The organism is Spirochaetota bacterium (assembly GCA_030154445.1).
Taxonomy (GTDB): Bacteria; Spirochaetota; Brevinematia; order Brevinematales; family Brevinemataceae; genus Brevinema_A.
Genome location: JAGUQW010000007.1, coordinates 67,140 through 82,184 on the forward strand (window position 1 = coordinate 67,140; position 15,045 = coordinate 82,184).

Consider the following 15,045-nt stretch of genomic DNA (forward strand, 5'->3'; position numbering starts at 1 on the left):
AATCACTATTCTGAATTTTTATGTATATTATGGTACACCCATATATGAAGTTTAATAAATATATAAATAATAACAATGACTGCTATAGTTAATTCTACATAAGAAATTATTCTAAAGATTGTATAAAATTCATGATTAACAGTATTAAAATAATCAGCTGTTTTGATCATTGCTGTAGACCCTATTGCTAATGGAAATGTATATGAAGCATACATTGGAGAAAATTTAATTTTCCAAATTCTAAACATAGACATATACACCAAACTAGTGCTGCATAATGCCAATCCAACTAATACTGCTATAATAAGAATATTAGGATCTGGAAAAGCTGTTAAATAACCAGCCAAACACAAACTCGGTGGTGCTGCCATAATTCCAAAAGAAGGGAGTCTAGCTTCTTCTATAGGATTAACAAAAATCACACGATAAAACATCATTGGTAACATTACTAGATAAAATGTAAAACCTATATAAAAAATAGATTGACTAACAAGAGGAAATCCCATCTGAGATCCTGTTACAGATGCTGTTACAATTCCAATAGGAGGGACAAACCAACTTGGAATTATATGATCCCACGTAAAATTCTGAATTCTATTTTTTAAGAAAAATCCTAAACAAATAGCATGTAATATAATAGCTATCCACCATAATATTTTACCTAATAACGGATTAATATTTACTACTACAGAAGCAATAATCATTAATGCCATATCAAAAGTTGGTACAACCCCACTAGCTGTAGGATGCCTCAATTCTTCTAATAAAATCTGAGGATATAGTAGATTTTTAATAAGAATAATTGTCAAAAGACAGGCAGCAATCATGACACATAAATACAATATACCATTACCAAATATAGTAGCAAGAGCACCTCCTAAACCAGAGATACCTAATGCAATTCCTGTTAATGCAACAGGATACCGTTTTAATTTTTGTTTCAAAATTATTCTCCTAGTCTTTTTTAATATGAGTCTGATCATATATTTTATTTTTATAAAATTCAATAATTATAATATTAACCCGAGTTATATAAATTGGATATTATTTCAGTTTTATAATAAAAATTTTTGATAAAATATTATAAGAATAAAAAAATAAAAAATCAAATTTGAAAAAAAATATTTTTAAAAAGATTTCTTTTAAATATCATTATATTATTTATTTATATATGATGAATAAATACATAATAATGATTGATTTTACACTTAATCATTATTATCTTCCTAAGATAAAATAAAAAATATAGTCTGAAGTATATATAGTATAATATTTTATAATATGTATATTGCACAGAAATAATAATCATAGTATACTATACTTATAAATATTATATAAACTATTAATATATAAAATTCAGGAGTATTCATATGTTACAAAAACCTTTATTTACTAATTTTCTTAAGTTATCAGACCCGCTAACATTTATCGCTATAGCGCTACTAATTTCTTGTTTTTTCATCATATATTTATTAGAAAAGAAAAAAATATCTTTTTCTATACGTATGTTTATTGGACTTGTATTAGGAATAGCTTTGGGCTTTTTAATTCAAGTAGTTGCTCAATTTCCTGACACTACAATTATTCAATCTACTCCATGGATGCAAGAAACAATTACTTGGTATGGCTTATTTGGATCTGCTTTTGTAGCATTTATTCAAATGTTAGTATTTCCTATTATTATGATATCACTCATTCAAGTAATTTTAAGCTTAAAAAATGATTTTAATATTTCATCTTTAGTAAAACGCACACTATTTTGGTTAATGCTTACTACAGGTATTGCTACTTTGATAGGTGTTTTCTTGTCTATTGTTACCAATTTAGGATCAAATATTATGATCGTAGATCAAACAACAAGAAAATCTCGTGAAGTAATCACTCTTGTTCAAGTCTTTTTAAATCTTATTCCTAGCAATCCTATCAAAGCTATGAATGAGAATAATGTTATAGCTATTGTTATTTTTTCGTCTTTAGTAGGTTCATCTGCCCGTATTATGCGTTCTAAAGAAAAATACAAACGTGTATTAGATTTATTCGCTGATCTAATTGATGCTCTATACAGAATTGTAATGTCTATGGCAATGACTATTGTCAAATTCATGCCTTATGGGGTAATAGCACTTATGTCTAACACTTTGATCTCCAATGGTACTACCGCCATACAACAAGCATTTTTATTTATTGTTTTAATTTATACAGCATGTTTTTTAATGATGATTGTATATGCAATTATTCTTATTTTTCACGGACTTAATCCCCTTACCTTTTTCAAAAAATCTAGCCCTGCACTTCTTATGGCTCTTTCAAGTCGTTCTTCTGTAGGATCTTTGCCAATGACTATTTCAACTCTAGAGAATGAGCTTGGAGTTAATACAGGAACAGCTAATTTCGTATCATCTTTGGGTTCAACAATGGGAATGAATGGGTGTGCTGGCTATTTTCCAGGTATGATTGCCATTATGGTTGCTATTATGACAAATACACCTATTGATATAAGTTTTATTTTTATGATACTTATTATTGCTGTATTAGGTTCTTTAGGAATTGCAGGTATTCCTGGTAGTGCAACTATGGCTGCATCTATCATGCTTGCAGGAATCGGCATGAGTGAATATTTTCCTTTACTAGCAATTGTGTTGGCTATCGATCCTCTTATTGATATGGCTCGTACAATGAGCAATGTTAACGGTGCTATGATTTCAGCAGTATGTATTGACAAAGAATTAGGCACATTAAATATAGAAAAATATAATAGTTAAAAAAACAAGGAATAAATATATGAATTTCATTATTATCGGTGGAAATGCAACAGGAATGTCTGCTGCATCTCGTTTACGCAAAAATAATCCTCAAGCAACTATCACTGTTTTAGAACAAGGTGATCTTGTGTCTTTTGGAGCTTGTGGACTACCTTATTATATAGGAGATGAATTTAATAATCCTGATAATATGATCGTTCGATCTGTAGAAGATTTTCAAAAAAATAATATAAATGTATTATTATATCATCAAGCAAAAAAAATTGATCCAATTAATAAAATAGTAATAGTATCTGATAGTAGTACTAACACTACAAAAAATATTTCTTACGACAAACTTATAATTTCTACTGGTGCTCATCCTTTAATTCCTAATATTGAAGGGATTGAATTACCTGGTATTTATACACTTACCAAAATGAAAGATGGAATTCTACTCAAAGAAGCCCTTCGTACTGCCAAAAAAATAATTATTATTGGTGGTGGATTTATCGGATTAGAAGCAGCCGAAGCAATGATTCGTCAAGAAAAAACAGTAACTATTCTTGAAAGAAGTGAGTCTATCAGTGGACGAGTATTCGATAGTGAAATGACTAACTACTTAGAAGAAAGTATCCAAAAAGATGGTGTTCAACTTTGCTTAGAAGAAACTGTTACTGCTTTCAAAGGAAACGAAAAAATACAGCAAGTTATTACAAATAAAAGCACTTATAATGCTGATTTAGTTATCATTGCTACAGGATTTATTCCAACTACCAAATGGTGTGCAGATATAGGATTAAATATGCTCCCTAATGGAGCGATTATTATTGATGAGTATTGTCAAACCAATCTTCCAGATATATATTCTGGAGGAGATTGTGCAACGGTAAAACATGCTGTCTCTAATCAAAATAGTTATATCCCTCTTGCTACTAATGCTAATAAATTAGGGCGTCTTTTGGGTGATATTCTTACAGATAAAAAAACAAAATTTCAAGGGACTCTCGGTTCTTCAGCATTACGTTTTTTAGATTTTCAAATAGCACGAACAGGAATTAGTGAACATGAGGCAAAATCCTTAGGACTTAATTATGCAACTAATTTTATTACTGATTATGATCATACATCTTATGTACCAAATCAATCCAAATTACATATTAAATTAATCTATGACAAAGAGACTAGAGTTATTCTTGGTGGACAAATGTGTGGAGCAAAGGGAGCTGTGTTAAGAGTTGATGTTTTAGCGGTAGCTATTTTAAAAAAAATGACTGTTGATGAATTGGGAATGATGGATCTTATTTATTCACCTCCATTTTCACGAACATGGGATATACTGAATATTGCAGGAAATACTTGTAAATAATATCATTAAGGAAGAAACTATGAATTCAACTACTCAACAAATGCTTGCAAGAGGAAGTATTAGAAAATTTGATTCCTCAAAATCTGTATCCAAAGAATTATTAGAGCATCTATTATCAGCCATGCTTCAAGCACCTAGCTATATTAATGGTCAACAATTTTCTGTAATTGTGGTACAAGATCCCGTTCAAAAAGAAAAAATATATGAATATACAATGCCTAGCTCAGGGGTTGTTATGAATTTCATTAGGCAAGCTCCTGTATTTTTGATATTTGTTATGGATTTTAACAAAATTGAAACAGCGATGAAAATAGATAACGCAGAAATAAAAATAACAGATTCTATTGAATCACTTTTAATTGGAACAGTAGATATTGGGATACTTGCAGAAGCAATAACCGTTGCTGCAGAATCTCATGGATTAGGTACTACTATTGTTGGTGCTATTCGAAAATGTTCAGAACAACTTATCAAAGATTTCAATCTTCCCGAAAAAACATTTCCTATCATTGGTTTATCCTTAGGCTATCCTGCTGAAAATGTTTTTCCACAAGTTAATCCTCGTTTACCTTTGTCTGGCATTATTCATTATGATAAATATGATTCAAAAGGATTCTCCAATGTTTTAGCTGATTATAATGAAACAATGAAAAATATTTATGTTCAAAAAGGAATCGACTTAACTTGGACTGGTCTATTATCCAAATATTATTCCAAACCTATTAACAAAGATCTTTTGGAAGTATATAAAAAACAAGGATTTAATTTCTAAATATTTTTCTCTACTACATGGTATTAAAGAGGTTTTTTATGACAAAATCAATTGTATTTGCTGGTGGATGTTTTTGGGGAGTAGAAAAATTTTTCTCTTTGATAGATGGTGTTACTCATACAGAGGTAGCTTATGTTAATGGAAACACATCTCACCCTAGCTATAAAGAAGTGTGTACTCTTAATACAGGACATACAGAAGCTATAAAAGTAGAATATGATTCTACTAAAATTACTCTTTTAGAATTATTAGAGTTTTATTATAAAGTTGTTGATCCTACTTCTCTTAACAAACAAGGTAATGATGTCGGTCAACAATACAGAACAGGTATCTATTCAAACGATCCTGAAGACATAATTTTGGCCAAAGAGTCTCTTACACAACTACAAAAATCGTACAAAAATCCTATTGTTATTGAAGTAACAACTTTAGAAAACTATACAAAAGCAGAAGACTATCATCAAAACTATCTTAATAAAAATCCTAATGGTTATTGTCATCTTACTCAAGAACACTTTCAATTAGCTAGTAAGAAAAAATCGTCAGATATTTAAAATGCCAATCCTTTTCTAATTCATTATAAATTAGAGAAAAAATTTCATCAGATATTAACAAATAGAATGTAATATATTATTAAGAAGGCATACATATCTAGCCTTGAGCTTTTTTGTATTGTCCTGTTGATATAGAAGCTACTTTTTTGAAGAAAGTTACAGGAAAAACTACTTATACTGATCTGGTTATATTACCAAAAGATATAGATGGTACAATATATACTAGAGATAGTACTAATTCACTCTTGAAAAAAAGAATTTAAATTTTTAAACTCTCATGATTCTAGTGAAAATTCAAGTGTCTATAGAGAATTCCCCATAGTTATTGGAACTCTTTCGATACTTATTCTTATAAAAACTACTGATGGGATAATAGGTTCCCGTGATACTTCGGAAATATGGCTCAAAAACTAACAAGCTTAATTATCATTATATAAATAAAAAAGACCTGAATTATCTTATTTGATAATTTAGGTCTCTTTTTAATGTTATTTAATCGCTATCAGTCAAAAACTGTTTTTTCTATAAAAGATGCTTTTTTTCTCTTTTGTTAAATAAAAAGCAAAGAAGTATTAATAATAAAATTAATAAATAGTTTTATCAAAGGGATAACTAGTCAAAGATCCTTCTGGTAAAGGATAGTCATTTTTACCTTTATTTGGTGTATGAGTTTTAGAAAATTCTTTATCACTTATCAAAAAATAATCATATAAAACTTCTATTCCCGATCCAACTAGTGGATCATTCCATGTTGGATCTATATTATACCAAGATCCATCAAGCTTAACTTTATTCCATGCATGCAATCCTATAGGAGTTCCATCTTCGTTATGTGTATTTCCAACAATATAAATAGATTCTAATCCTAATTTTTGAAATAGTAGATGTAGAGCTTGAGCATAACCATCACAAAGTACTAAAAAATCAATAAAAGCTCCTCTAATATCAGCAACACCTTGAGAACTAGCACTAAGAGAATATCGTACTAGTTTGAGTAATTCATCATGAACTACTTTAATTTTTTGAGCATCTGTCATATCAGAAGATATTTTTAAAAGAATTTTATTGATTTTTTTATTAATAATAATTTCGTCAGATTTAAATTTTGAATAATTAGGAAACTTATCATATCTAAACTTAAAATCTATCACATAGCCTTTGCTATCTAAAGTAGAATATCTCGCTGTTGGTCTAGTATTATATAATTCAACATTATCTTGTTTTAAATAAATTAATATAGTTAATAATTCTTCTTGTGTTATTAAAATACCTGTATTTTCAAATGATATGGTTTTGAGAGGATCTCCTGCAGAAGTACTCTCACTATCATCCCAAACCCAACTTTGTTCCATAATATATTGATAAGCTTTGAGTTGATGATCAGTGAGTAAAGACTGCCCATAATAATACATATCTATTGATTTTGCAGATTTGTCCACAGAATCAACAGATATAGAACATGATGTGAATATAACACTAAATATAAGACTAACAACAATATATTTTCTCATTTAAACCCTCTATTATATAAATATATTATACACTATATTTATATTTTTATCAATCTTATGAAAAATATATACTTTTTATCATCAAATTATTTCCTTACAATATAAAGAGTTAATAGGTAAAAAAAAAGTATACATTGAATGATGTCTATAATTATGGTACAATTATAAACAATCTTATATTAAATAAAAAATATGAATAACAAACTTTAAAGAGGTATAATTATGAGCGATTCAGCTTTACAAGATTTTATGGCTCAGGAATACCAATATGGATTCAAATCAGAGATTGATTCTGATGAAGCTCCTATAGGTCTTTCTGAAGATATAATCAGATTAATTAGTCAAAAAAAAGGCGAACCTGAGTATATGTTAGAATATAGACTTAATGCTTTTCGTCATTGGCAAAAATTAGAACAACCTACTTGGTCTAGAACAGAAATAGAACCTATTGATTTTGATAAGCTTCGTTACTATTCTGCTCCAAAAAAAAATACAGCTCCAAAAAGATCTTCTCTTGATGAAGTTGATCCAGAAGTTTTAAAAACATTTGAGCGTCTTGGAATTTCTTTGGACGAACAAAAAAGATTATCAAATGTTGCTATTGATGCTATTTTTGATTCTACTTCTGTTGCAACAACACATCAAAAATTTCTTGGTAAATTCGGAATTATTTTTTGTTCTATTTCAGAAGCGATCAAAAATCATCCAGAACTCATTAAAAAATATATGGGATCTGTTGTTCCCCACACCGATAATTTTTATGCAGCTCTTAACTCTGCTGTTTTTACAGATGGATCTTTTTGTTTTATCCCTAAAGGTGTTAAATGCCCTATGGATTTAAGTACTTATTTCCGTATTAATGCAGTCGATACAGGTCAATTTGAACGAACATTAATTGTTGCTGAAGAAAATAGTTATGTTAATTATATAGAAGGTTGTACAGCTCCTCAATTCTCGTCCAATCAATTACACGCTGCGATTGTAGAAATTATTGCTTTAGATGATGCTGTAGTTAATTATTCTACCGTCCAAAACTGGTTTCCTGGTGATAAAGAAGGTTCTGGTGGTGTTTACAATTTAGTGACTAAACGAGGTATTTGTAAAGGCAATAGATCAAAAATTACTTGGACACAAATTGAAGTTGGTTCTTCTGTAACATGGAAGTATCCTTCTGTTATTCTAAAAGGTGACAACTCTCGTGGAGAATTTTATTCTGTAGCACTTACTAATAACAAAATGCAAGCTGATACAGGTACTAAAATGGTACATATAGGTAAAGGATCTACTTCTTATATTGTATCAAAAGGAATTTCTGCTGGAGAAAGTCGAAATGTTTATCGAGGATTGGTTGAATTTAAAAAATCAGCTACCAATGCCAAAAATTTCACACAATGTGATTCTATGTTAATTGGAGACAAATGTGCTGCCGTTACTTATCCGTATATCGAAGTAAAAAATTCAAGTTCACAAATTGCTCACGAAGCAACCACTAGTCAAATTAGTGCTGAACAAATTTTTTATCTTCAATCTCGTGGACTATCTCAAGAACAAGCTGTATCCTATATTCTTAATGGATTCTGTCAAGAAGTATTCAAACACCTTCCTGCTGAATTTTCTGTCGAAGCAGTTCGTTTACTAGAACTAAAACTTGAAGATTCTATTGGTTAATTTAAAGAAATAAAATAAAAAAATTAAGGAAACATACTATGTTGAAAATACAAAATTTATCTGCTCGTATTGAAGAAAAAGAAATTTTATTCGATATTTCTCTTGAATTTAAAAAGGGAGAAGTTCACGCAATTATGGGACGAAATGGTTGTGGTAAATCAACCTTGTCCAAAGTTATTGCTGGACATCCTGACTATGAAGTGACTAGCGGAGATATACTCATGATGAATGAATCTGAAGAATATATATCAATCTTAGAAATGGAACCAGAAGAAAGAGCTCATTTAGGATTATTTATAGGTTTCCAAAGTCCTATTTCTATTCCAGGACTTGATAACGAAAGTTTCTTACGAACTGTTTATAACAATCATAGTGAATTAAAAAACTTAGAAAGAATGGATGTATTAGATTTTCATGATTTTATTCTTGAAAAAATGAATAATTTAGGAATGTCAGAAGAATTTCTAAAACGAGGTGTAAACAGTGGTTTCTCTGGTGGAGAGCGTAAAAAAAATGAAATGATACAATTGGCATTATTAACACCTCGTATGGCATTACTTGACGAAATCGATTCTGGCTTGGATATTGATGCTCTTACAACTATTTGTAAAGATATTAATTCTTTTAATTCTAAAGACAATTGTTTTGCACTAATTACTCACTACAATCGTATTCTTAAACATATCAAACCTGATTTTATTCATGTATTACATAAGGGTAGAATTGTACTTACCTCTAATGACCCAAAATTAGCTCAAGACATTGAAGAGAATGGTTTTGATTCTCTTTTAGATGGGAAGGGGGAATAATGAACTCTATTGTTTCTTATTTCAAACCGTTTTCTAAAAATATTAGTTCTGAATTTCCCACTGCTAAAACAGAAGAATATCGCTATAGTAATGTTATTACAACATTATCAGCTCTTACTTTTGAAGCAGCTATTGGGAAAAAGATAAATATTCCTACAAAAGGAGATTTTTCTTTTTTTTCAGATCAAGTTCTAGAAAATTGTGCTACTAAAACATTTGAAGAATTACCAAAAAATTATCATAGACATGAAAATTATTTCAAACAAGCTAGTCTTGCTAAAGATAATAAATTCTATGAAATCACTTGTGATAAAACAGAAATATCTCTTGATTTTGTTACAAGTAAAGCTTCTGTTCTAACTGATAAAGTTTATATTCATGTTCCTTCTCAGAAAAAAGTACAGATTTATCTCAATTTTTATACAGAAGATAATAGTTTATCTATCCCTATGATTTATATAGATGCTCAAGATAATACTCATGTAGAACTTATTTATACTGTAGAAAAAGAACACAACACTGGTGTTGTAGCTCCTTTATTTGAACTGATTGCACAAGAAAAAAGCCATGTTTCTCTTCAAACATTCACCCAAGGAATCGATAATCATCGTTTAACTTTTATTGGATTTTGTGCAGGAGCAAACAGTCATATAGATCTTCGTTCAGGATTTCACCTACAAAACAAAGAATCTTGTGATCTTTTTGTAAGAATTTACCACGAAGCTGCTGATAGTACTAGTAATCAAATGATTAAAACTGTTGTCTTAGATTCTTCTCAGATGAATTTTAATGGTCTTATCTATGCAAATGGAGAAGCACATAATATTTATGCTTACCAAATGTTAAAAGGAATGATCCTTAGTGATGATGCACAAATACTAGCAAGACCTCAGCTTGATATTGAATATTTTGAGCTAGCGTGTTCTCATGGTGTTTCTATTGGTGGATTTGATCCAGAAGAACTTTTTTATCTAAAAAGTCGAGGTATTCCAAATAAAGAAGTTTATCCTTTATTATTATATGGATTCTTTACAGAACCATTCATGGAAATTCCTTTAGAAGCTTATTGGATTTCACGCATCAAGAATTTACTTGGTACAAAACAAATTTAAGCTAATTATCTAACAACAAATAAGAGAGAATTAATTTTCTCTCTTATTTTTTATAATAAATATTTTTGAAAAATTTGAATATTTATTGAATTTCTTATATAATAATCTTATACATATGGAGGAAATATTGAAAGACTATACTAAGGAAATTTTACATATCCGTAAAGAGTTTCCATTTTTTAATACCCCTCATGGACAGAAATTAATTTATATGGATAGTGCTGCGACTACTCTAAAACCGCAATCTGTTATCGATTCTATCTCCACATATAATACAGAATATTCAGCTAATATTCATAGAGCTGTTTACGATATTAGCCAACAAGCTAGCACAGCTTATGAGCAAGCGCGTGAAACAATAGCTAACTTTATTGGAGCAGAACATTCTAGTGAAGTTATTTTCACAGCTGGTACTACAGCTGGAATCAATCATTTTTCTAGATCTTTTGCTGAAGCTTATCTAAAAGAAGGTGATAGAATTGTTATATCAGAAATGGAACATCATGCAAATATATTACCATGGCAAAAAATAGCCAAAGATTTCAAATGTACCTTAGCTTTTATTCCATTAAAATTAGACGGTGAACTAGATTTATCTACTATAGATGACTTACTTTCAGCACCTACCAAATTATTAGCTATTTCTGCCCTGTCCAATGTTTTAGGAACTATTAATCCTATTACAGAACTCACTGCTAAATGTAAAAAAAATAATATTTATACTTTTATCGATGGTGCTCAAAGTGTACCTCATATGCCCTACTCACTCAAAGATAAAGATCTCAATATCGATTTTATGGTTTTTTCAGGACACAAAATGTATGCTCCTACAGGAGTCGGAATTTTTTATGGTAAAAAAGAATTGTTAAAAAAAATGCCCCCTTTCTTTTTGGGAGGAGGTATGGTATACGATGTTTCTATGGATACAGCTATTTTTAGTACCGCTCCTAGCAAATTTGAAGCTGGTACACCACCCATCGCTGAAGTAATTGCTTTTGCAGAAGCCATCAAATATTTAGAAGCAATAGGTTGGGAAACAATACAAGGTATAGATCACCAACATTTATCACTAGGACAAGAGACTTTTAACAAATTTAAAGATTATATCAAAGTGTTTGGCACTAGTTCTCATAGAGCACCGATTTTTTCTTTTCAAGTTAATGAAATCCATCCCCATGATATAGGATCTTTTTTTAATGAGTTTAATATTGGTTTGAGAACAGGGCATCAATGTACCCAACCTACTTGGAAAAGAATGGGAATCACTTCTGTAACGAGAGCCTCTACCGGTATTTATAATACCCCAGAAGAGTGGGAGTATTTTGAAAAAATAACAAAATCTCTATTGGAGTTTTTTAATGTTAGCAAATTTAGCTAGTTTATATCAAGAACTTATTCTTGAACATAGTAAAAGTCCTAGAAACATAGGTGTACTAGACACCCCTACTTCTAAAAAAGGACTAGGTATCAATCCTTCTTGTGGCGACAAACTAATATTATCTCTTGATATTCAAGATAATATTATCATTGAGATCAAACATGATAGTGATGGATGTTCTATTTTTAGAGCAAATTGTTCACTCATGAGCCAATTACTAATAGGTAAAACAACAAAAGAAGCCGAAGAAATATTAAAGTTATTTATAAGATTAATTACTTTCGATGAAAACAATACTTTCACGGAAGACGAGATTAAACCATTAGGTAAACTTCAAGTATTTCAAAATATTGCCAATTATCCTGCTCGAGTTAAGTGTGCTGCTCTTTTTACGAGAACAATACAAGATCTTATTACAAACTATGATTCTATTGAAGAAAATCATTTAGTATCTACAGAAAATGATTTTTAAAATAATACTATAATAAAAATAAATAAAAAAACACTATTCTGAAGAATAGTGTTTTTTTATCTAATAATTGAAAATTAATTGTTTAATATTTTTATTCATATCAATTTAATGATAAAACTGTGTAATCAGAAATAAGCCAAGAACCTTGAGTACTTCTATAAAGTGTAAACACATATCTTATCTTTCTACTAGTAAAACGAATACTTTCTGTTGCATCTACCGTAACTGTGGCTTGTTGACCTTGAATAACAGTCTCTTTAATATTATAACCAATAAGAGGAATATTCCAGTGTATAGTTAAAAATTTTTTAAAATTCTCTATTAATTCTAACTTGAAAGTTCCATCTTTAGAATTATTATATTGAAATGAGTAATTATGAAAAATCTGAATTAATCGTTCTGCATCAATATGTAATAAAAATTTACTCCAATCTTTCACAAATTGTGCATCAAAAAAACTTTGAATTATTTCACTAGGTAATAAAGTAACCAATTTCTTTAATTCTTGGTCTCTTAAGATTAAATCTGCTGATATTTTTTGTTGAACTAACAATGGTGGCGTATGTGAAAAAGAAGTGTTGTCAGATGTTATAAAAACAGACTTATTATCAGGATCAGGAAAAAATATCCCTTTAACATAGAATGTTTCGTCAGTAGTAATATTATACAAATACCTAAGATCAAACATTCTAGAAAAAGATTCCCCTGGCATAAGATTAATATTTCTATATAATGATGGATTTGAAAAAGCACCTGTTAATCGAACATCTGTATTATGATTTACTTCTATTTCTTCATTTCTTGAGGTTTTTAGTTCAAAATCAATAGATTGATCTAAAATATCAGAAAGTACAAAAGAACTTTCTTCAGTACCTGTATTTTCAATAGAAAATTTAATATTAATAGATTCATCACCCTGATAATTTTGTTTTATAAATGATATCTCTATCTTGTTATTATTAGTATCAAAAGTAGATTGAGTATACAAAGAAGAAGCTATTATAAATATAAAAAAAGATAGTAATACCATATTATAGTATCTCCTTACAAGATTAACACTAATTATAGTATCGGAATTTTCAAAAAAAAAATTAGAATTTGAATTATTATATAGATATCAAAAATTTGTATTTATCAATTTGATATCTATTTATAATGTGTTATAATTAAATATAGAATTTATCTATAATAAATATATAAAAGAGGTTTCTATGAATAAAATTTCTAGAAAAGTTGCTGTTATTGGCTTAGGCAATGTTGGTTTAGGTACAGCTATTACAATTCTTAATCAAGGAATTGCGGATGAATTATTACTTATAGATCGTAATGAATATAAAGTAGAAGGTGAAGCTTGGGATATGGCTAACGCAATTGCTTTTTTTACATCTCAATCAAAAGTCCGAACTGCTTCTTATTCAGATTTAAAAGATGTTGATATTATTTGTGTGGCTGCAAGTGCTGCACCTCCCGAGGGTGGTGATCGTATTGCCGAACTAAAACTCAATTCAAATATCGTTCGTTCTGTTGTTAGACAAGCTGTAGATAATGGATTTAATGGTATTTTTATTATTCAATCAAATCCTGTAGATATTCTTACTTTTGTAGCTTTACAAGAAAGTGGATTTCCTGCAAATCGTGTGATTGGAACAGGTACTCTTCTTGACACAGGGCGTCTAAGACAAGTGATTTCTGAAATTTGTGGAAATATTGATATTCGTTCCGTGATTGGATATATGATGGGTGAACATGGGAATTCTCAAGCATTAATTTGGAGTAGTGTCCGTGTTGGTGGTAAATCATATCTAAAAATGAGAGAAGAAGATCCTCAAAAATATGCTCAATTATCTCTTGATGAAATAAAAGCAAAAGTCATAGGAATGGCATGGGAAATTATTGATAGAAAAGGTAATACAGCTTATGGTATTGGTGCTGTTGCAGTTCGTATTATTAAGTGTATTTTTCGTGATCAGAAATCTATTATCCCTGTCTCTGCATACTTAGATGGTCAATATGGTCAAAAAGGATTTGTTGCTAGTGTTCCTGCTATTGTTGGACAAAATGGTATTGAAGGTATAGTTGAACTTAATATGACTAAAGAAGAAGAAACAGAACTTCAAAAATCATTTGAATTACTAAAAAAACATTCTATATAATAAAAAAAAAGATTCCTAGTTAATATTAGGAATCTTTTTTTTGTTATTTTTTTAAAATAATCATTTCAGTTATTTTTGTTATCTTTATAATGGTTTAATGTATTTTGTTGAAATTTTTGTTGCTCATACTGTACTTGTTGTTGACTTTCTTGTAATAGGTTATATTCTTGTTGGAGTTGGTTTTTATTTTTCTCTATATTATTTTGTTCTAAAATTTTCTGCATTGATAATTTAAATTTTTGCTGTGGAATATTTTCTAATATTGATTCAATCATTAAACTTACTTTTTTAACCCCTTTTTCTAATAATTCAATACTTTGCTCAAGTTCTTTATTAAAAAACTGTGTTACTTGTTTTTTTGACTTTTTCATATAAAGCTCCTCTTTTGCAATATATTTATATTTAGTCATAGAATTATCAAAAAACAAATAAACTGCATTTTATTTATAGTATTAATATATTTTTTAACTATTTGACATTCTATATTTTATTACATATCTTTGAAT

The 15,045-nt window shown here is 29.2% G+C and carries 15 protein-coding genes; 11 read left to right on the forward strand and 4 right to left on the reverse strand.

Going from position 1 to position 15,045, the window contains the following annotated elements:
* Positions 1-5: 5 nt before the first annotated feature.
* Positions 6-983 carry a TDT family transporter gene (locus KFW21_04350; GenBank protein ID MDK2818660.1) on the reverse strand — a complete coding sequence of 326 codons (978 nt, stop codon included), beginning with the start codon at positions 981-983 and terminating at the stop codon, positions 6-8.
* A 387-nt stretch (positions 984-1,370) separates the two neighbouring features.
* Between KFW21_04350 and KFW21_04355 the strand changes: the two genes are divergently transcribed.
* The 5 genes from KFW21_04355 (at position 1,371) to KFW21_04375 (ending at position 5,699) form a co-directional block, all read left to right on the forward strand.
* On the forward strand, positions 1,371-2,762 hold the full coding sequence (locus KFW21_04355) for a cation:dicarboxylase symporter family transporter (GenBank protein ID MDK2818661.1): 1,392 nt from the start codon (positions 1,371-1,373) through the stop codon (positions 2,760-2,762).
* A gap of 19 nt (positions 2,763-2,781) precedes the next feature.
* Entirely contained in the window at positions 2,782-4,110 is a 1,329-nt protein-coding gene (locus tag KFW21_04360) for a CoA-disulfide reductase (GenBank protein ID MDK2818662.1), read from the forward strand.
* Between the two features lie 19 nt (positions 4,111-4,129).
* Positions 4,130-4,882: a nitroreductase family protein gene (locus KFW21_04365; protein ID MDK2818663.1), complete on the forward strand. Its 753-nt coding sequence runs from the start codon at positions 4,130-4,132 to the stop codon at positions 4,880-4,882.
* 38 nt (positions 4,883-4,920) lie between these two features.
* Entirely contained in the window at positions 4,921-5,436 is a 516-nt protein-coding gene (gene msrA / locus KFW21_04370) for a peptide-methionine (S)-S-oxide reductase MsrA (protein ID MDK2818664.1), read from the forward strand.
* A gap of 113 nt (positions 5,437-5,549) precedes the next feature.
* Entirely contained in the window at positions 5,550-5,699 is a 150-nt protein-coding gene (locus KFW21_04375; protein MDK2818665.1) for a hypothetical protein, read from the forward strand.
* Positions 5,700-6,020: 321 nt separating this feature from the next.
* Here the strand turns inward: KFW21_04375 and KFW21_04380 are convergent, their stop codons facing one another.
* Positions 6,021-6,947 carry a hypothetical protein gene (locus tag KFW21_04380; protein MDK2818666.1) on the reverse strand — a complete coding sequence of 309 codons (927 nt, stop codon included), beginning with the start codon at positions 6,945-6,947 and terminating at the stop codon, positions 6,021-6,023.
* Between the two features lie 222 nt (positions 6,948-7,169).
* Here KFW21_04380 and sufB point away from each other — a divergent pair, with 222 nt between their 5' ends.
* From sufB to KFW21_04405, 5 genes are all read left to right on the forward strand, one after another.
* A complete protein-coding gene (gene sufB / locus KFW21_04385) occupies positions 7,170-8,615 on the forward strand; it encodes a Fe-S cluster assembly protein SufB (protein MDK2818667.1) in 1,446 nt (481 codons plus the stop codon).
* A 38-nt stretch (positions 8,616-8,653) separates the two neighbouring features.
* On the forward strand, positions 8,654-9,424 hold the full coding sequence (sufC, locus tag KFW21_04390) for a Fe-S cluster assembly ATPase SufC (GenBank protein MDK2818668.1): 771 nt from the start codon (positions 8,654-8,656) through the stop codon (positions 9,422-9,424).
* On the forward strand, positions 9,424-10,536 hold the full coding sequence (locus KFW21_04395; protein ID MDK2818669.1) for a SufD family Fe-S cluster assembly protein: 1,113 nt from the start codon (positions 9,424-9,426) through the stop codon (positions 10,534-10,536). The genes sufC and KFW21_04395 overlap by 1 nt, the downstream gene beginning before the upstream one ends.
* A gap of 127 nt (positions 10,537-10,663) precedes the next feature.
* Positions 10,664-11,914, forward strand: a complete 1,251-nt coding sequence (locus KFW21_04400) for an aminotransferase class V-fold PLP-dependent enzyme (protein ID MDK2818670.1) — start codon at positions 10,664-10,666, stop codon at positions 11,912-11,914.
* Positions 11,895-12,386 carry an SUF system NifU family Fe-S cluster assembly protein gene (locus KFW21_04405; protein MDK2818671.1) on the forward strand — a complete coding sequence of 164 codons (492 nt, stop codon included), beginning with the start codon at positions 11,895-11,897 and terminating at the stop codon, positions 12,384-12,386. Before KFW21_04400 ends, KFW21_04405 begins: the two co-directional genes overlap by 20 nt.
* Positions 12,387-12,486: 100 nt before the next feature.
* Here the strand turns inward: KFW21_04405 and KFW21_04410 are convergent, their stop codons facing one another.
* Positions 12,487-13,416, reverse strand: a complete 930-nt coding sequence (locus KFW21_04410) for a hypothetical protein (protein MDK2818672.1) — start codon at positions 13,414-13,416, stop codon at positions 12,487-12,489.
* A 181-nt stretch (positions 13,417-13,597) separates the two neighbouring features.
* Between KFW21_04410 and KFW21_04415 the strand changes: the two genes are divergently transcribed.
* Entirely contained in the window at positions 13,598-14,539 is a 942-nt protein-coding gene (locus tag KFW21_04415; GenBank protein ID MDK2818673.1) for an L-lactate dehydrogenase, read from the forward strand.
* Between the two features lie 65 nt (positions 14,540-14,604).
* Here the strand turns inward: KFW21_04415 and KFW21_04420 are convergent, their stop codons facing one another.
* Positions 14,605-14,910, reverse strand: a complete 306-nt coding sequence (locus KFW21_04420; protein ID MDK2818674.1) for a hypothetical protein — start codon at positions 14,908-14,910, stop codon at positions 14,605-14,607.
* Positions 14,911-15,045 lie beyond the last annotated feature (135 nt).